8 protein-coding genes and 3 pseudogenes are annotated in these 20765 nt (G+C 46.5%); 3 read left to right on the forward strand and 8 right to left on the reverse strand.

Features of this window, described 5'->3' with window-relative positions:
- Positions 1–122 precede the first annotated feature (122 nt).
- From ACWPAB_RS12970 to ACWPAB_RS12980, 3 genes and pseudogenes are all read left to right on the forward strand, one after another.
- Positions 123–4538 (forward strand): annotated as a pseudogene (locus tag ACWPAB_RS12970) (S8 family serine peptidase); the annotation flags it as partial.
- Positions 4539–4571: 33 nt separating this feature from the next.
- Positions 4572–5651, forward strand: a pseudogene (locus ACWPAB_RS12975) (Fn3-like domain-containing protein); the annotation flags it as partial.
- 541 nt (positions 5652–6192) lie between these two features.
- Positions 6193–12912, forward strand: a complete 6720-nt coding sequence (locus ACWPAB_RS12980) for a S8 family serine peptidase (protein ID WP_003577862.1) — start codon at positions 6193–6195, stop codon at positions 12910–12912.
- A gap of 189 nt (positions 12913–13101) precedes the next feature.
- Here ACWPAB_RS12980 and ACWPAB_RS12985 read toward each other — a convergent pair whose 3' ends face one another.
- The 8 genes and pseudogenes from ACWPAB_RS12985 to ACWPAB_RS13020 form a co-directional block, all read right to left on the reverse strand.
- A complete protein-coding gene (locus ACWPAB_RS12985) occupies positions 13102–13641 on the reverse strand; it encodes a hypothetical protein (protein ID WP_003577860.1) in 540 nt (179 codons plus the stop codon).
- Positions 13642–13669: 28 nt separating this feature from the next.
- On the reverse strand, positions 13670–14818 hold the full coding sequence (locus ACWPAB_RS12990; RefSeq protein WP_003577858.1) for an ABC transporter permease: 1149 nt from the start codon (positions 14816–14818) through the stop codon (positions 13670–13672).
- Positions 14815–15696: an ABC transporter ATP-binding protein gene (locus ACWPAB_RS12995; RefSeq protein WP_003577855.1), complete on the reverse strand. Its 882-nt coding sequence runs from the start codon at positions 15694–15696 to the stop codon at positions 14815–14817. Before ACWPAB_RS12995 ends, ACWPAB_RS12990 begins: the two co-directional genes overlap by 4 nt.
- Before the next feature lie 102 nt (positions 15697–15798).
- Positions 15799–16914, reverse strand: a complete 1116-nt coding sequence (locus ACWPAB_RS13000; RefSeq protein ID WP_016363087.1) for a HAMP domain-containing sensor histidine kinase — start codon at positions 16912–16914, stop codon at positions 15799–15801.
- Positions 16902–17600, reverse strand: a complete 699-nt coding sequence (locus ACWPAB_RS13005; RefSeq protein ID WP_003577850.1) for a response regulator transcription factor — start codon at positions 17598–17600, stop codon at positions 16902–16904. The genes ACWPAB_RS13000 and ACWPAB_RS13005 overlap by 13 nt, the downstream gene beginning before the upstream one ends.
- Before the next feature lie 294 nt (positions 17601–17894).
- Complete coding sequence (locus ACWPAB_RS13010; protein ID WP_003577847.1) at positions 17895–19511, reverse strand: hypothetical protein; 1617 nt, start codon at positions 19509–19511, stop codon at positions 17895–17897.
- Positions 19504–20238, reverse strand: coding sequence for an ABC transporter ATP-binding protein (locus ACWPAB_RS13015; RefSeq protein ID WP_003573657.1), 735 nt, complete (start codon positions 20236–20238; stop codon positions 19504–19506). The genes ACWPAB_RS13010 and ACWPAB_RS13015 overlap by 8 nt, the downstream gene beginning before the upstream one ends.
- 190 nt (positions 20239–20428) lie before the next feature.
- Positions 20429–20765 (reverse strand): annotated as a pseudogene (locus tag ACWPAB_RS13020) (class C sortase); the annotation flags it as partial.

Genomic DNA, 20765 nt, shown 5'->3' on the forward strand with positions numbered 1-20765 from the left:
CATTAGTTTTATCTCAGGATAAATTACAGACATGAGAGAAAATGAGCAAGACACTCGCTTCTCTAGAGCTGCTACAACTCACTTTTCAAGATTTTGTTTTAATGACTACCGGAGGAAATAACGTGTACAAACTGAATCCCTTTTCACAGGAAAAACGCCGCTATAAGATGTATAAGGCGGGACGGCATTGGATTTATAGTGCCATTGCTGTTTTAGGCGGAGCTGGCATTCTGATGTTTCAGCCAACGCAAACCGTTTTTGCTGATGAAGCATCACCGACTGCCAGCGCGACGACGCTTGCCAAATCGCATACCGAACTCAAAGACAAACAGCCCGTTACCGCATCACCGACTCCCACTGATAACCCCCAGTCCAGCGTTGACAAACCAGCGGCCCCCGCAATTGAAACTCAGCCAACATCAGCGGCCAATCAAGTCGAAGCGCCTTCAACAAAACCGGCTGACCATTCGAAGGCAGTGTTTGACAGCCATGCCGCATCGATCGTATCAGCAACACCAACCGCTACGCCAAAAACTGCACCTGTTGCAACCGATAAAGTTAAAGTCACTGTGCCTGTTGAAACACCAGCGTCACCAGTCATGGCGCCAACCGCTTCTCCGCGATCTGCGGTCCAAACAAAGCCAACACCTGCGCCAGCCAAACCACCGATTAATCAGGCCGTTTTAACCAAAGGGAATGTGCAACCGCTTTGGGATGAAAATATTAAAGGACAAGGCATGGTTGCCGCCGTCATTGATAGCGCCATTGAACCGCATGATATGTTGCGACTAAGCGACAACACGACGGCCAAGATTTCAAAAGAAACCATTGCCGACTTTGCTGCTAGTCACGGCTATGGTACCTATCTCAATGACAAGCTGCCTTTTTTCTATGACTACACCACCAATAGCAATACTAATCTGCATTTAGATAATCATATTCAAGGTGAACAAGTAGCCGGCATTATCGCCGGGAATGGACAAGAAAGACCAGATGGCCGCTATATCCTCGGGGTCGCGCCGGAAGCACAGATCCTAAGCATGAAGGTTTTGGGCCAAGCAAAATCACTGACCACAAATAACGTTGCCCGTGCGGTGTATGACGCGGTCGCGCTAGGTGCAGATGTGATTTATCTATCGCTGGTCAAGACTGTCGATGTTGAAGATCCCACTGCTGAAGATCAAGCGGCGATTCAATTTGCTACCGATCATGGCGTCCTTGTCATCAAAACCACAAGTAACAACGGTAATGCCATGGCGATTCACGGCACCTCCGTCCCCGGCGGCACTACGGCTGGTTATATCACGACAAATGATAGCACGCTTTCGCTGACAGGTGGCGGCCTTAGTGCCCTCACTATTGCTTCGGAAAATTCAGCACTGGGAACTAAATCCGCCATGGCGTATAACTCGTCTTGGGGACCAACTACTGACTATAAACTGAAACCAGATCTCACGACACCTGGTGAAAAATCCGTCTCGATTGGCAAAAACAACACGTTAGCGACCAAGAGCGGCACCGCGGCTGCCAGTGCTTATGCAGCAGGTGCTGGCTTACTCGTTATGCAGCATCTCAAGCAAACAACTAAGCTAACTGGTGCTGAACTCGTCAAAGCTGTCAAATTAGCGCTCATGAATGCTGCTGCCCCTATGATGGATCATGATTATCCGGGCAACTTTGTCTCACCACGACGTCAAGGGGCTGGTCAAATTGATGTCGCCAAAGCCAGCGGTTTAACGGTGACGGCAGAAGGTACTGATCAAACCGGTTCCGTTTCCTTGCAACAATTCGAGGCAGCACCAACGTTTACTATCACGTTGACCAACCACGGCACAACCGATCAAACTTATACGGTTGTGCCCGGCCATCCCCTCACGCAAACCTTTGACACCGCCCACACTAATGGCATTTATGCTGTTGCCTTGCCAGGTGCGACACTAACAACCGCAACGCCAACTTTCACTTTGAAAGCAGGCGCGTCACAAACCGTGGCCTTCACGTTGACCCTAGATCAAACTGTCCGGCTGCATCAAGTCATTGAAGGCTTCATCTCCTTCAAAGCTGCGGACGACAGTCAATCCATTTCCATGCCTTACATGGGTTTTTATGGCTCAACCAATGCAGAAGTCGTCTTTGATAATGCTGCTAATGAAGGTCGAAGTACTTTTACAGGCAGCTATTTGCTTGATGAAAATAATTACCCACTGGGCATTGCCGATCCGCTCACCTTAAGCGACATTGTTAACAGCGGTAGTTATAACGTTAATTGGGAAACCGTTGCCGCCTCTGCAAAAGACAATAAAGTGGCATTTTCCCCCAATAACGATGGGGTTTCAGATGCCGTCATCCCGCGCATTTTTGTTAAACAAAATCTTCAACAGGTCGCCGCCCAAATTCTAGACACAGACGGTCATCTTGTCCGGGTCATTGATCTTGAAAATGACACCGCTAAGTCACATTACGTGCAAGATACTAACTATAATACGGATTTGACCTTGTCTGATAGTATGCGGCACCATCCTGATGGTTTCAAATGGGACGGTAAAGTTTATGATCGAGCAACAGGCAAGTTGGTGACTGCCGAAGATGGTCGCTATGTTTACCAGTTTGTTGGCACCACCTATACTGCTGGGATAAGAAATCGGCAAGGTATTAATCTCCCTGTTGCGATTGATACCGTCAAACCGACGATCACGGACTTCACTTATGACAATGGCGACATCACCTTCAATTACGAAGATCAAGGTGTCGGCTTCACCCAATATAGCGCCGCAGTATTGGCCATCGGATTGCGAACCTATGAAGTCCCTCTTGGCAATGATGGAACTAAAAACACCGGTACCGTGGCCTATCAGCTAAGCGACGATCAACTTGACGCGCTGGAGGCAGGCGATGGCAAACTGACGCTGACTATCACCGATTTGGCCGGCAACAGCAGCCGTCAGACGATTCAAGCAGTTGCCGGCGAGTATCTGCCAGAAGTGGACACCACGCCGACGCCACAAGTTCGCTGGTCAATTCCGATTGTTCATGGTAACGGACTCAGAATGGATGGCAATTATGAAATCAGAACCAAAGATGACAAGTACACGGTTCAAGTGATGGTGCCTAAAGATGGTGATTATCTTGTCGTTTTAAAAGATAGTGTCACCGGCAATGTCTATGTTGAAAGAAGCGACCAAACCACCGGCATCGCTACTTTCGATGTTGAAAACCCCAACTTCTATGCCAACCTAGACGTTTATGCGCTTTATGAGCCACAATTCGGAACCTTCATCAAATCACCGGCTATTCCTTCGCTGTTGGTTTTCCACGATCCTGACGCTGGCGCTTATAGCAATGACAACACCAAAACTGAAAGCTTTGATGACGAAGCAACGGCCAAAAACGCTGCAACGCGATTAAGCAGTGCCGAACCATTGCCGGGGCGGAAATTCTCGGACAACTTGCTAAGCGCCATACCAACAAGCGGTTTGATGTTTACCGATCTGAACGACAACAGCTTGACTTTAGTAGGTGTCGACAAAGCCAGTCATTGCTATGATGCCGAGCATCAACTGCTTCACATCAGAGGAAAAATTAAAGATCCTTCGCATACCGACTTGCAGATTTTTGCCACGCCGAATCCGAGTGACCCGCAAAATCAGGCAATCCTCGCAGCAGATGGTTCGTTTGACGTCACGGTTCCTTTCAAATCAACTGAAGAAAAGAACGTCGGTTATGCCTTAACGACCATTAACGCAACTGGTCAGAAAGTGACCACTGACGGCTTCCTTCAAATCATTTTAGATACAACATCACCAACATTGACCGTGAGTGACACAGATGGCATGACCGTTGACGCAAACGGGGTTTACACCGCCGAAACCAGTGCCGATATTTTTACCCTTGAAGGCACCATTGACGATAACGTTGATGGCTATCGGCTTTACAGTAACGGCAGCAATGTCCTCACCCAGCATGCTCGTGCTGGTTTCAACATCCATCAACCGGCGGCAACAGCTGAGGCAGGCGCAAACAGAACGAACCCATATGACCCGGTGCCGTTTAAGCGCGGATATATTTTGCCCGTTGGTACGAGCATTGTCAGGTTGGAAGCCGTCGATCAAGTCGGCAACCGCACCGTCAAAGTGTTCAAGATCAAGAAAGTTGCTGTAACGGAAAATTCTGAACCGACTGAGTCTGATCTCGAAGATCAAACGGTGACGGATAGTCCTGAAAGTTCAAGCACGGAATCGGCTAATGACGGCGACGGCGCGACTGACGCTAGTGCTGAAATGGCTTCTGATGATACGCGGGATCCTCAAAGTGAAGATCGTGAAGTCAAAAATTCTGCAGAAGATGCCTTTGTAGAACATGTCGTTGACGAAGATTTAGTTGAAAAAGCTAAAGATGACTTAGTCCCAGATGGCGGCAACGACAGTGAAGAGACCTCTTCCTCGGAAGCAGTCCTTAGCGAAGCCAAAGAATCTGACGAAAACATTTTCCCAGACGGAGATAAAGATGTTGAAAACGATATCTCGGCAGAGGAAATTTTCAGTGAAGCCAAGGAACCTGAGGAGGAGGCAACTTCGGATGGTGATGAAGATACTTCTTTTGAAGCGGTCCTTAGTGATGCCAAAATGTCTAAAGACAACGTGACTTCAAGTGAAGCCAAGGAACCTGGGGATGAGACAACTTCGGATGGTGATGAAGATACTTCTTTTGAAGCGGTCCTTAGTGATGCCAAAATGTCTAAAGACAACGTGACTTCAAACGAGGACAACGATGCTACAAATGATATTTCTTCGCAGGAAGCCCTTAGCGAAACCGAAGCATCTAAAGGTGAAGTGGCCCCCAATGATGATAAGGCAGTTGAAGACACCAATGATGCGAAATCAGCTGTTGACAGTATCGAAGACGCTCAAGGTAATGTCTCTTTTGATGACGCTACTACCCCTAAAAATGATTCCTCTTCAGTAGTGACTGACACTGAAGTCAAAGATACCCTCGTGAAAACAGCGGTTCTCAATGACAAAGTGCCTCAAGATATCAACGAAGAAAAAGCTGCTAAACCTGAGACTTCTTCGCAAGCGGTCATTCATGAAGCTCATGATTCAGTAGCCGACACAGACTCAAGCGACAAAGTTAACGCCAGTCATACCGCTCTGACAGCAACCGCAGACGAGAAGATCGACATTGGCGCTGCCTTCGCTTCTGTTTTAACAGAAAATGGGAAGAAAAAAATGCCTAGTAAAGAGGGCATTGAATCGGCAATTACAGAACTTACCACTGAACCAAAAGCTAAGAGAGCATTTAAAGACGACAAAAATAATGAAAAGGAAGTCAGTGCGCACGCTGCCATCAAAACCGAGCGAAAGGATTCCTTTGAATCAACCGCTAATGGTGGTGACGAGGATGCTCCAAAGATCACTGTACCAAATGCTACCACTGACAATGACCTAGCCACCAAAATCAACGCAGCCCCAACACCTGCCATGAGTACCAGAAACGACGCTCAATCCGGTGTCAGCTCCAAGTTGCCACAAATGGCGAATTCGCATCGTAATGCCTTGCAAATTCTAGGGGTCATCATCATCAGCCTGATGACAACGCTAGGGATAGTTGTCACTGATAAGAAGAAACGCGAGAAACACAAGGTCAATTCTTAAACAGGGGAAAGCCGTCCACAAAAACTATTGTGTTCAGTATTCCTTCAATCTCAGCCAAGAGAAAATGCTAATTGCTGGAAACAGCACTTAGCATTTTTTCGTAACAGTGAACCTGATATTGAACCCAATTTTTGATTGAAGGCATTGATTTTTATTCTGTCTGATTGAAAGTTTTTAAAGTTCGCGCAACGCCTGTCATAAAACAAGTGTCTGTTCATCGTGATACGCATATGGTATCCATCTATATCACACAAATAATTTAGTTGATTCGTTTATTTTATGATTATCCATCGTTAAATAAATCTAGCCATTTCGTTAAACACCTATCTGAATATTTTTATAATTGTTTAATTATTCACCTCCTACAGTAATAACTAAATAAAACGTTAAACCAGGTTAATTTTCTATACCTTATGATTGACATTAGTTTTATAACGGGTTAAATTACAAACAAGGATTCACTGGATCACTTATTGACACACATATCGCTGATGGCGCCGGTTACTACCGACTGCTTTAAATACCATTGGAGGAAATAAAAATGAACAGAGTCAAGCCATTTTCACAGGAAAAGCGCCGCTACAAAATGTATAAGTCAGGGCGACATTGGGTCTACAGTGCCATTGTGACTTTTGGTGCAGCGAGTTTTCTGATGATGCAACCTGCTCAAGGTGTTTCTGCTGATGCCACTACCCCACCAACGACAACCCAAACAAAATCTAATCAAGCAGCGCCAGACGCGGCATCGGCTGACTTACCCGTCAGCAAGCCAGCATCCACGACCACTGGACAAGTAACGTCCTCAGCCAACACCCCAACAACAACAGCTGCAAGTGCAACGCCGACAGCCACTGCGAAACCTGCTACACCAGCACCAGTATCGTCACAGGCTAAACCAGAAGCATCGGCTAAAGCAAAACAACCTACTCAACCGACATCGGTCACCCCCTCCACCCCGACAACAACCAATACCAAAACTGCTCAAAAAACAGTTAGCCAGCCCGCACAAAAGGCGCCAGCAGCCCCAGCAAAACCAGCTCCAATTGCAAAACCAGCCCCAACATTCAACCCAGAAAACAAAGCCAGTCTAACTAAAGGCAATGTTCAACCTCTCTGGGATCAAAATATCAAGGGTCAAGGCATGGTGGCAGCCGTTATTGATCAAGGTGTTGAGCCACATCAAGACTTTCGACTCAGTGATGCCAAAACGGCTGCACTTTCAGAGGATCAAATCAAAGCATTCACTGCAAGTCATGGCTATGGCGATTATGTCAATGAAAAGATCCCATTCTTTTACGATTACACCAATAACGTCAACGAAAATCTAAAATTTGACACGAGTAATCACGGTCAACATCTCGCTGGTATCATCGCTGCCAATGGTCAACCTAGTGATTCAAAGAAATTTGTAACTGGGATTGCCCCAGAAGCCCAGCTTCTCAGCATGAAAATACTAGGCAAGTCCAGTTCTGACTCACTCAATAATGCCGCGCGGGCCATCTATGATGCAGTGGACTTAGGTGCGAATGCCATCAATATTTCCTTTGGCATGGGCGTCGATATTGATGATCCTACCGCTGAAGGACAGGCAGCCATTAAATTTGCAACCGATCATGGTGTTTTTGTGACAGTAGCTACCGGCAATAATGGTCACGCCGGGGGTATTTACGACAAGTCCGCTTCAAATGGGATCACAACCAGTTATCAGCCTGCCAATGCTTCAACTTTGACGACACCTAGCGCAACGCCATCAGCTATGGCGGTTGCTGCCGGAAACGATGTTCTGGATGCTAAGGCCGCTTTGATATCCGCTTCTTCATGGGGACCAACAGCATCCTACAAATTAAAACCCGATATCACAGCACCTGGTGAAAAAGTTGCCTCTACCTTACTGAATGATGGACTTGGAAAAGTGAGCGGCACTTCACAGGCAAATGCCTATGTTACCGGTGCCAGCTTACTGGTGATGCAAAATCTGAAACGCAGTACAAACTTAACTGGTGCGCAACTCGTGAAGGCAGTGAAACTAGCCTTGATGAATGCCGCTAACCCAATACTCGATATCAATTACCCTGGACAAATCATCTCTCCTCGGCGTCAAGGCGCAGGTCAAATCGATGTTGCAAAAGCTGCAAATTTGACGGTCAGTGCAGAAGGCACCGATGATGCCGGTTCTGTTTCATTACAACAATTCACCGGTAGCAAATCATTCGTCATTACGTTGGAAAATCGCGGTACCGATCAGCAAACGTACACGCTTGATCTTGGCCAACCTGCTACCGAAGTGATTGACACCGCCAACAACAAAACCGTTCATGATCGCACATTGCCTGGTGCCACCCTCACAACTGCTACGCCAACTTTCACGCTTGATGCCGGGGCATTCAAAAAGATCACCTTTACCCTTTCGCTTGATGACACGGTTAAATTAAATCAAGTGGTAGAAGGCTTTATCAAATTCAAAGCCGCCGATGACCGTCAATCCATTTCGGTTCCCTACATGGGATATTACGGTTCCACCAATGATGAGGCCGTGTTCGACAAGCCCGCAAACGAAGAAGGCAGTATCTTTAAAGGTGGCTACCTTGTCGATAACAACCACAATCCATTAGGCATTACCGATCCAACATCGCTGAGCGAGCTAGTCAATAACCCGACGAATGGTTTCACTTGGCAAACGATTGGGGCCAAAGTTCAGAACAACAAAGTCGCTTTTTCACCAAATGGCGATGGCATTTCTGACACCATCACCCCCTATGTCTTCACCAAGCAAAATCTTAAACAAGTGATTGCACAGATTTTAGATCAAGATGACAAAGTAATGCGGGTCATTGATCAAGAAACTGACACCACCAAGTCTTTCCTTGAGGTCGGCAGCACTACCAATGCTGATCTTGCCAAATCAATCTCAATGTTTCTGAATCCTGATAAGCTCAAATGGGACGGTCAAGTCTATGATCAAACCACCGGTCAAATGGTGCCTGCAAAGGATGGTATTTACACCTATCGTCTGATCGGTATGACCTATACACCAGGCGAAAATAACATGCAAACCATGAGCTTACCAGTGGCCGTCGATACGATTAAACCGACGCTATCCAATTTGGCTTACTCAGACGGCAAGCTAACGGCTGACTATAGCGACCAAGGCGTGGGTTTCACCGCGTATAGTCAAGCCAAACTCACCATTGGTTCAGCAACCTATGGCATTCCTTTAAATCACGACAACAAAGCAACTACAGGCACAATCAATTATCAACTGAACGATGATCAACTTGCCAATCTGAAGACGGGTGAGGGTAAGGTAACTTTGACAATCACTGATGCCGCGGGCAACAGTGATCAAGGCAGCATTAAGGCCGTTGTCGGAGAAAACAAAACCATTGAGTCCAATTTTATTTGGCCGCAAGTTCGTTGGTCAATGCCTGACACCAAAGGAAATTTGACGCGATCTGATGGACGTTATCAAGCTTTGACTAAAGACAGCACCTTTACAGCCCAGGCAATGGTACCAAAAGGGCAAGACTATATTGTCACTGCCACAGATTACGTGAGTGACCGTCAATACATTGGCACGCTCGATAAAGCCACAGGTATTGTTACCTTCAATATTGATGCTACCGGTCAACCGTATGCTAACCTGACTATCTCAGCCATTGCTAGAGATGCCTTTGGGGAGTTCATCAAATCCCCTAAAACAGAGGACTTCATCATTTTCATCAAGAAGAACGCCGCTGCATACTCAAACGCAAAAACCCAGACGAAACCGTTTGCTGACGAAGCCACCGCCATAAAAGGCGCTAAGTTCTTTTCTGGTGCTGCCCACCTGACAGGACGTTCACCTCTAACTAGCACAAAAGGAAAAATGATCAACGGCATTGCATTCCTTGACCTGAACAACAACAAACGAACATTGGTAGGCATTGACAGCGCCAGCACTTTCTACGACGCCAAGCTTAAGACCCTCACGCTTCGTGGCAAGGTATCTGATCCGAAAAACAGTAAGTTACGCATTTTTGTCACCCCGAGACAAAATGATCCTCAAAATGAAGTGACCTTTGCAGCAGATGGTTCTTTCAGTATGACCATGCCATGCAACCCGACTGAGGAGCGGAATATTGGCTATGTCCTCACAACTCTCGATAAAGACGGTAAAGAGAAGACCAATGGCGGCTTCCTGTTGCTTTATATGGATACAACCTTGCCGACACTGGAGCTTTCAGATGCTGATTCAATGAAAATTGACGATGATGGAACCTACCTTGTCACCACGGACGCTGACACCTTTTCAATTAAGGGGAGTGTGACTGACAATATCGGCGGCTATCGTTTGTATAGCAATGGTAACAACATCTTCACGCAGCAAAATCTAGCGGGTTTCAATGCACATCAATCTTCGGCCGCGCCGAATCAACTTACAAACGGGTACAACCCATATGGTGCAGCATCGTTTGACGAAACCTATCAATTAACCGATGGCCTCAATATCATTACCCTACAGGCAGTTGATCAAGTTGGCAACACGGTAACGAAAACGTTCAACGTCACTAAGACACCAAAACTTCTCAAGGAAGAATCCTTGGATGAACTAGAAATTACTCCTGAACAAGAAGATCAAACACCCAAGAATGATGCAGGTGAAGCACCGGTCACAACATCATCCAGCGATGAAAAAGCTGAGGTGACGCCAAGCACCGAGCCAACGATGGTCAATCCGGAAGACAGCAAGGTTGAAACAAGTAACCCCGTTGTCGAAATAGATACATCAAAGGAAGCTCAAAGTGACGGAAACGATGACACGGCAACAAACACACCAGCATCAGTAACAACAGCTGTTGATGAAAATCCAGTTGATAACAGTCCTAATGCAACCACAACGATGCCGAATCACGCTAAGGGCGTTGATTCTGACGCCGAAGCCACTGAAGCAACAAACACCAAAGACAACACACCAGGAACCACTGCCCCTACTGACACTGATCCGACGATGGACAAAGAGAGCCCCACTAAGTCGGAAGTTGATCCAACAGCGACCTCACTACCTGACAGTCAAGTAGTTGAGACCGCAACAGAAACCACAGTCAATGAGGACAAAGGCAATAAAACTGATGACGACGAACCAACTGCCACAAACCTCACGACAAGCAAAGATAGTGCTATTCAACCTAAATCCGATCCAGCCGCAAGTTTGCAAAGTAACGACAAAGCTGTTGAAGCGGCCATAGAAAACGATAAAATTGCTGAAAAAGAAGGTCATCAATCCGCCAACACCCAACCGGCTATCACTGATGTAACGACTGACAAAGATAGTGCCGTTAAACCAGAAATCGATCCAGCTGCAAGTTCGCAAAGTAACGACAAAGCTGTTGAAGCAGCCATGGAAGATAGCAAAGCCGAAAATGATAAAGGCAGTAAATCTGATTCTGCTGAAACGAATATCGCCCCGACTATGGCCAAAAACAGTGGTGTAAAGTCCGAAATAGATTTAACAGCCATCGCGCCACGTGATAACACGGCGACATCTTCTGGGACTGCAAAGGAAAATGCCGATGTCAAAGATGATAAGGGTAATAAAACCGATACTGTTGAATCAGCTGTTACCGACACAGAAGATGACAATGAAGGTACCGTTAAATCAGAAATTGAATCAGTGGCAACCACGCCAAGCAGCAACACGGCCACAGCCACTGAAATAACAAAGGAAAACACACCAACCGAAGATGAAAAAGACAATCAAGTCAATGTGGTTGAAACAACGGACACTCATCCGAAACCGATTAAAGATCGTGCCACTAAGTCAGAAATTGAATCAGAGGCAACCGCGCCAAGTAAAACCGAGGTCGGTGAAACAGTCGCGGAAGACGCCAAAGGTGAACATGATAAAAGTAACAAATCCGATGATGTCGAACCAACCGTTTCAGACCGAAAAACAGACGAAGATCGTGCCATTAAGTCAGAATCAAACGCATCAGCAATCACACCAAACGAAGACAACATCGATGAAACAACCGTGGAAGAGGCTAAAGCCGAAGACAATCGAGAGGCTGCAGCTGGTACCATTGCAACAGTTGCCGCAGACCCGAAGGCAAGCGAAGATAATTCCGTTAAGTCGGAAATGGACGCAACGACAATCGCACCAATTGATAACAAGGCCATTGAAACGGTCACGGAAACGACCGGAGTCGAAAAAGTCGAAAGCCATAAGTCCACTGATACCGAGTCGCCTGTCACTGACCCAGCAATTGACAAAGATCGTGCCGTTAATTCCGACATCACGCCAGCCACAGCCTCACCAACTGCTGACAAAGCGCCGGAAGCCACAACGGAAAGCGTCGATGTCGAAAACACCGAGAGCCATCACCCCGATATCGGGGAAACATCCGTCAGTGACTCACAGGCTGGCAAAGATTCTGCTACTGAGTCCAAAATTGATCCAAAGGCAACCCCATCAAGTGACAACACAACCACTGGATCAACGGTCGAAATACTCACAACGGGAAGCGAGCAAAACAGCCAAATCGACACCTCGAAAACAACCGTGACACCAGCAACTGACGACAAGAAGGTTTCGTCTGAGACCATCGCACCAGCTAAAACAAGCGACGATACAGCGGAGTTCGGCACTGCAACGACAACATCTGGCCAAAACACGCTGACCAAAACTGAAGTCGAGAGCTCAAACCATGCAACCAATCACCCTGACACCACGGATTCGTCAACAGACGCAACATCGCAACCCGACGAACCCACTATTTCGATTGAAGTAACTAAACCAGTGCCAACCACGCCTTCAACCGAAGACAATCCCGTCCAACCGAACGTTGATCAAAAAGTAAGCGACCAAAAGTCGGACAAAGATAACCAGGATAATCCGACTGCTATCGAGAAAAATCCGAAATCCAAAGTGACTGATGACGAGGAAACCATCAGCAAGACGCGTCAAAAAGATCCGAAATCTAATATAGTTGAAAAAGAGGATGACACAATCCTTGTTGTTCAAAAAGGTCTCAAAGCAAAAACTGTTAAGGATGCGGAACCCACCTCGTCTTTGGATCAAAAAACGTCGGCTCTCAAACAAAAAGAGTCGAAAGAAAAAGCACCGGCAAAATCAGTCCATCCGACTAAAGCAGCTGCGAAAACCCTACCACCAATGGGGATGCAAAACAGTCATTGGTTGCAAGCTCTAGGCATCGCCCTCCTTGGTATGGTCTTTGCGCTAAGCATCGGCCTGACGAGCAAAAAGAAACATGAAAAAAACTAATTGCAACTAATCAGTTAGTTAGCAGCATCAGGACAAATCACCGAATCAACAAACATTAACAAAGAGCTTCATGCCAGCAGCAACCGGCATGAAGCTCTTTGCCTGTCTATCGCACAATTTCCAATCGCCGCCTTACCACCACTAATCTCGAGCACTAAAGCACCAACTAGCTGTCAAACTTTTTCCCTGTCATCCCCGAATCGGTCGACTTTTCAAACTCAGAAAACTGATCGCTAAAAATAGTCCAGTTAGCAGCAACTGAATCCAGTTGTCAGACACTGCCCGATGACGCATGAACGTCATGATATTCACCGCGCCTAAATAGCGATAACCGATACACAATGCAAAATACGCTGTTGGCAAGAGATACGCGACTGCCAGCGATCGCGATAAGCTGTAACTCAAAACCGTGATGCTCCCAACTAACAAAATTTTGACGACAAAGTCGAACCAAAGTATGAGCAGATTGACCCCAACATTTAAAAAAGCATAAACGCCGATCAATACTGTGGCCAGCATCGCCAGTACCACCGCATACCAAATGAATCGCAACAGATAAAGCCACCATAGTTGCGTTTGCTTGCTATTAATGACTGCGCCAATCTCGACCGTTTGTTCTGGTAAAAACAGACTGCCAAAAGCAAAAATGGTCAGCAGTGGCAGAAACAACTCACCCGGCATGGCGGCTTGCGCTAAGTTACTTGGCGTCATCGTAAAAACAACCGGCATGAGCAGGCCACACCCAAGCACGATCAAACTAGTGTTGCACTCGTTGGCTTTGAGTTCTAACCCGACCAAGCGTTTCAAAGTTGATGGCATAAAATTTTCCTCCTCGTTGAAGATTTAACAACACCACAGCTAAGCAAATAAAACCAATGGCGAGCGCGGCATAGGTTAACCGATTAAACAGTAATTCTGGTAGATGAGCCTCATAGTAGGCAACGTTATGCAGTGAATTATGTCGCGGTATCAGCAACCAGCCATAATTGCCAGCAACTTGCCGCGCACCAATCATCATCGTGCTCAACCACCAACCAATCTGCACCACGAATCCGAGAAAATTGCCAAAAAGCGCATCACTTAAAAAGCCCACTGCGCTGCTAACCATCACTGTTGGCAATAACCACAGTCCGGTCATTTTGAAGAACGCGAGATAATCGATTTGATACCCTTGATAATGCAGAGCGATTTGAATGGTTAAGACGATTCCCATCAAAAAAATCGGCATCAAAAGTGTCACGAGACTTGCTAAGTATCGACTGCCTACTAGTCGCCAAGTACTGGTCATTTTCGATTGCAGACTTGTCGTTGCACGACTTCGACGATCAGCATAACAATAAGCGATGACGACAACGGTGGGTAGGATTCCCATAACAATACCGGCGTAATCGGCAAATAGTCGAGCAAAGGTGCCACTGATACGGTCTTTTTTGAGAATCAGATTGTGATCTTGCCGTGCCTCGGCTTTTGTCATCGGTCGCGATGCAAACCCCTGAATGTTCTGTGAACCGTAAGCCGATTGTCCACCAATCATCCTGTCCACCTGTCCCAGTGCTTTCACCAATGTGGCTTGTGTCTCTGCTTGGTTAGCTTGTGTCAGTAATCTACGAACGCGGGCCTGATCTGCCTTTGGTAGTGTCACTGTTTTTGCAAACCCCAAGGGATACGTGACGTAAGCATTGTGCTGATAGTCGTATCGTAACTGGCCAACGCCGTTTGTTTTGCGCGTCTGGAAGTCGATTGCTGTGATATCGTCGTAGCTATTAGTTGATGTCGGCAACGCCGCAACGTTGCGTGCGAGCATTGGCCCCATATTTAACAACACAAATGCCATCACTAATAAGGTATAAATCGTAAAAGTCAGGCTCGTTGTTTGCCGTTTGACCTCCATCCAAAATAGTTTCATAAGAAGGCCTCCTCATGCTTCATCTGCAAATATAGATAAGCCTCCTCCAACGTTGGCAGAACTTGCGCACTGGTATTGATCTGACTGGCAGCTAAAAATCTCAACTTAACCATTGTCCCATCCGTTACTTGCTCAGTAATCCGACGATGCCGTTTAAACTCGTTTAACTTTGCCACTGACACTTCTTTTTCAAACACGTGGCCATTTGCCGCCAATAGGAGTTGATCGGTTGTGCCATTGAACAAAAGCCGGCCTTGATCAAGAATTCCGATCGTATTGGTCGTTGCCTCAATGTCTGACACGATATGCGTCGATAGAAGAACGATGCGCTCATTTGCAAAATCTGTCAGCAAATTTCGGAAGCGAATGCGTTCTTCTGGATCTAAACCAGCAGTTGGCTCATCGACAATTAAAACTTTTGGACGATTGACGAGCGCCTGTGCAATCCCCAAACGTTGCAACATGCCGCCAGACAAAGCTTTTATTTTAGTGCGGGCCTTGTCTGCTAAATGAACCTCTTCGAGCAGATGTTGAATTCGCTGAGATTGCTCCCGTGCTGGGACATTGGCTAATACCGCAAGATAAGTCATGGCATCGACGACTCGCATGTTGGGGTAAAAGCCGAATCTTTGCGGCAAATAGCCGATTTGTTGACGAATCGCTTTTGCCGCTTTGATCGGCACCCCGCAGACTTCAACCGTACCTGCTGTCGGCTGCTCCAGCGTGGTCAGAATTTTCATCAAGGTTGATTTACCAGCACCATTTTTGCCTAACAGCCCGTACATCCCCGTCTCAATTTCTAGCGATACTTGATCAAGCGCCGGCGCCGCCTTGCCGCGATAGCGTTTGGTGAGCCCTTCGATGTTAATCTTTTCCATGAAAAAAGCCTCCTTTAGCTTACAAGGAGACCTTAACAAGCAATTCACAAGATTCTGACAACAATACTTTTTTTCAGCATTTTTCTGACATCGTTGGTAACATTAGCTTTTGGCGCTGCCGTCAAAATAGCCGAAAACCGCTGTCGAACAAACACCCGCCGCATGTTCACGGTTTTGAATTTTAAAGTAACCGCGATGTGCTGCACATAGTTGATTGCAGATATACATGCCCACGCCAAGGTGATGCGCTGCTTTATCATTTGAAAAATAAGGCAATTTGACCTTGCGTTGCTCAGTTGCCGTTAATGGCTGGCCATCGTTGCAAACCTGCAAGGTGATTTGCTGGTCATTGAAGGTGAGATGAATCCCCACCTTTGCCTTAGCGAACCGGAGGGCATTATTGATCTGGTTATCAAACACCTCAAGGATAGCGTCTGGCGAAACCGATAACTTGTTGTCTGTCGACCGTGTGCTATCAACTTGCCAGTCAATCGTCTTGGCTGTTGGTAATTTATCCACTTCTGAACGAAGCTGTTGTTCAACCTGTGCTTCTGTGATTGCATGATGATTCAACCGAATATTTTGAATAGAGGTCACATGACTCATCGTTTTGATAAAGTTGTTCATCCGATCAAGCTGTCGCTGCATCTCGTCTAGTAAATGTTGATCTGGTGGCTGGCCTTCTTCATTGAACGTTAACAATTCCAGATTTCCCTGCAAGACAGTTAGCGGCGTCCGCAAATCATGAGCAAACGCGGCGTTGACTTGTTTTTGATCATCAGCCAATTGCCATGCGGTTTCGAGCGCCTTGCGTAATGCTTGGCGCATTTCCTCAAACGCGGCTACTAATTGACCGAGTTCATCATCAGATGTCGGCTGTAGTGTGAAGTCCAGATCCTGCGCCTGAATATGAGTAACACCATATTGTAGTTGATCCAATGGCGGCCCCAATTTCACACGATAAAAAAGTCTGGCCGTGACATTCATGACTGCGTATAGCATGGCAAAACTACCAATAATTGCCCCACCAAAGTATAAGCTCATCCCGCCAATGAACCAGCGCTTGGCCAAGGCAGTTGCAATTGGCATCATCACCACATGCCAAATCAGCAAGTAGACCAACACCACCAATGCAGCGGCAATTGTGCCGATCAGAATCAGATGCAGCAAAGCTTTTTTTATTGGCAAACGCGTTAGGCGCTGCTTTAACTTGTCCATTTATAGCCCACTCCCCAAACGGTTTCGATTGGTGAGGTTACTTGATATCGATCAAAAAGAAGTCGAATGCGGCGGATATGTTCCGTAATGACTCGATCATCTCCAAGAGCGTCATAACCCCATATTTTTTCATAAAGCTGTTCACGACTAAAGACTTGCCCCGGATTCAGGCTTAACAGCTCAACTAGTTGATATTGCTTCTTTTCAAGACTTAAAACTTGATCGCCAATTAACACTTGTTTAGCGCGGTAGTCGATGAGAATCTGATCAAAAATCGCCATCCGTGCACGTTTTTGCGGTTGGCTTTCCCGTCTAAAGTGGGCCTTAATGCGAGCACCAAGTTCAGCAAGACTGAACGGTTTCGTCACATAATCATCGCCGCCTGCACCGAGTCCACGAACTTTATCCTCATCAGTCACCCGTGCGGTCAGAAAAATAATTGGGACCGATGTTATCGCCCGAATTCGTTCCGCCAACGAAAAGCCGTCAGTATCAGGTAGGTTGACATCAAGCAAAATCAAATCAGGATTATTGGTCAGCCGTTGCAACGCACCCGCGCCTGACTCGGCCGTGATTAGGTTAAACGTCGGAAGACGGGCAGCAAAATAACGATTCAACATCCTTAGAATATCGATATCATCGTCTACTGCAAGCACTGTCCCGCGAAGCCTTTCATCACTTAGCATCAGCTTTGCCTCCCTGTTGACAACAATTTATTCATGGAAACTAATTAGCATTCTTTTCAAAGAATATTTTCCTTCGTTATGCCTACTGTACCCGCTGGCGGAATCGCTTGCAACACGTTCAAACAGCTGTCGACGTCAGGCTCATCAAAAGTAGCCCGTGCAAACTGGCTAAAAACCACACAAAAATACCGATAAATCAGTTTTTCTCGACTCATCGGCATTGAAAGTACCCGCTTAGCTTTGTCACATCAACTCAGATTGACATTGATGATAGCATCAATCTAACCGCGATGTTTAATAGCGAATACGGAATGTTTTAGGCGCCACGCGATAAATCACGATGGTGCCCGCCACCACATAGATGCATGTGATCACCCCAATGGCAAGCGCATAAGTGTAGCCGGAAAGATGGACCTGAGTGAACACCCACGCAACCCAATACATCGCCCAATATAAAATACGATATAACGGCGACACGACTTCCATATCTTCCGTAAACGGCTGTAGCAGGTAATAGATAAACAAATCATGAAAGGAAAAGAACAACACCATCCCGCAAACTTCTAACAATAAAACCAGATAGAAATTCAAGTGATCCGGCACTGGTGTCACCAATTGAAGGGCAAGTAACAGGCCATAGATTAACGCACCTGTCACGGCGTTGTACTGAACAATCCGCCAAAATCGATAGAAAAACCCGCTTAAAACGGCTTTAGGTTGTCGATAAAATGGGTAAAAGAGCATCGCCGAATCACAGTTAACGAATAGTAGCTGAACAATCGGACCGCCCAGCGAGGCCAGATACATCACGAAGAACAAGGCGCCGTAAATTGGGGTCAAATCCCCCACGGAGTGAATCGCGAATAATTTTAAAAGAATCAAGCCGCTGATGCCAATGCCGCTAATCCATAACACGCGGGTACGCAATTTTTTCCATAACTGACTTCGGTAGCGTGCAAATAGCAAGGCGTTGAGATAGTTATTGCCAAGTCGCTGGTTCACTTTGACCGAAACCGTCGTATCAAGGGTCAATTTTTTCTGCATCGCGGTACCAGTTGCCAAAAATTGTTGCTTCTGTGTTGCCGCCACCTTGTTCAAAGTTATGACAGACTGTTGAATCGATGCCATTAACAGTGGAATATCATGCGAGAAGCGGTGCTGATACCACCACAACCCGAAAACCCCAATCCAGCAAATGATCAAGCCTATTGGCGAAAACAAACCAGTCACGAATGGTGTAAGCTTGCCGGTCAACACGAGCGCGATTGGCACGCCCACTAACCCGCACCAATACAGAATTTGTGCGATCATCCCCAGCCGGTGGTTCGACCAAGTCAAGCGTGGGATAAACCCGCGCCAGAACCAACTAAAAACGGATACGCCCAAACCAACGAATAAAATCCAATAATTTTGGGTGATCATCGTTAGTCCAAAAAACGGTAAGAATGGTCCAAGGACGATGCCAATCACTTGCTGTATGCGCGTCAGCCCACGAGCCAACGCAAGCCGATCGAGCACAAAATAGTCAGCTAATTTAATTGCTTTTAAATCAACTGGAATATAACGAAAGACCAGTCCCCGAAACAGTAGGCCACCCAGCGTATAGATCGTCACTGCCACCATCGCACGAAATGTGAACGTTGTCGGTAACGGATGGATAAAATCGTTGTATGCATTGGCTACTAAGAAATCCATCGCTAGTAAAAGCACTGCGATCAGTGGCTTCATCATGAACATTAAGCAGCTCATGATAATCGCAATCAAACTTTTTACGGCACCCATACGATATAACTTAGTCGGTATCTTTTTACCTAATATTGGGAGCCGCCGGATAAAATAAATGAGGCCATTCACCATAGTCGTTGCATCAACTTGCGCTTGAAACCAGTAATAACGCCACGCTTCAACCATCGGCCCGCACCTCGTCACTTAGCCGAGCAATCACGGCATCCTCAAACGCCTGACTATGGATGTCCAAGCCTGAAAGCTCTGTCAACTGTTGGTTATGCAACAGCACCACAGCGTCACAAATAGCTTGGGCTAACTGCATAATGTGGGTTGAAAAGATGACCACAGATTCCGCCTTCATCGCCACAATCAACTGTTGCATCTCATGGGCCGCCACCACGTCAACTGTTGTCAATGGTTCATCTAACAACAGTACTGGCGGTCTTAGCATGAGCGATACGACAATCTGCAACTTGTTCCGCATTCCCTCAGAATAGTCGCGTAAAAGCTTATTCGCATCAGCCTGACTCAACCCAGCCATTTCGAAAAAATCGGTCGCCTGCACAGACGAATGTGCTTGTTCAAGACGCGTTCGGTTAATGCTCATAAAGTAGTTAACAAATTCAAGCCCCGTCATAAACGCCGGTAAGTGCGGTTGCGTGTATACCATCCCCACACTTGTATCTGCGTAGTCAGTAATTAACCCACGACCATCATCGGCATCAACGGCAATCGTCCCGTGATCATGTGGCAAGTTGCGGACAATCATGTTGAATAAAGTCGACTTTCCGGAGCCATTACGGCCTAACAAGCCATATATTTTACCTTGATTAAACATGAAACTGGCATCTTTAAACAAGACTTGCTGATCAAAAGCTTTGTCCAAATGCGCGATCTCAAGTTGTTTCATAGCGTTCGCCCCCTTAACGCGTTCCCCAGATCAGAACCCGATCTCGTTCATATGCTGCTATCTGGCATCACTAAAGTTTTCTTTAGTATACCAAATCATTCACAAGTTGCTGTAGCGAATGCTCTCACTGTCAAAGCCCACCATACCAAAAATAGACCAGTTGCTGAGTCATCTAATGACACAGGTACGCTCAAGATCGTTTAAGTGTGAATTTTTTATCCCGGATTTTTTTGACATAAGCCTTGTACTTAGTCCGGCCAAGTGGCGTGACAATTACGACTCGATAATGATTACCAGGCAGGCTGATGTCAGTCACCCCAGTTTGATCTGATTTAAAAGAATGTATATGTCGACCTCGTTTCACCACGACCTGTGTGGCTTCAGCCGGTACTTCCAGCAAATAATGCTTTCGGCCAAGCATCAAACTGCGCATTACGAAACCGATCAGGCCTAAAATGATCACCGCGCCTAAAAGTGCGACTATTAGCTTTAATTTGTTCCACCAAACCGCCCAACTTGAAGCCTCG

The organism is Lacticaseibacillus sp. 30, from assembly GCF_053819265.1.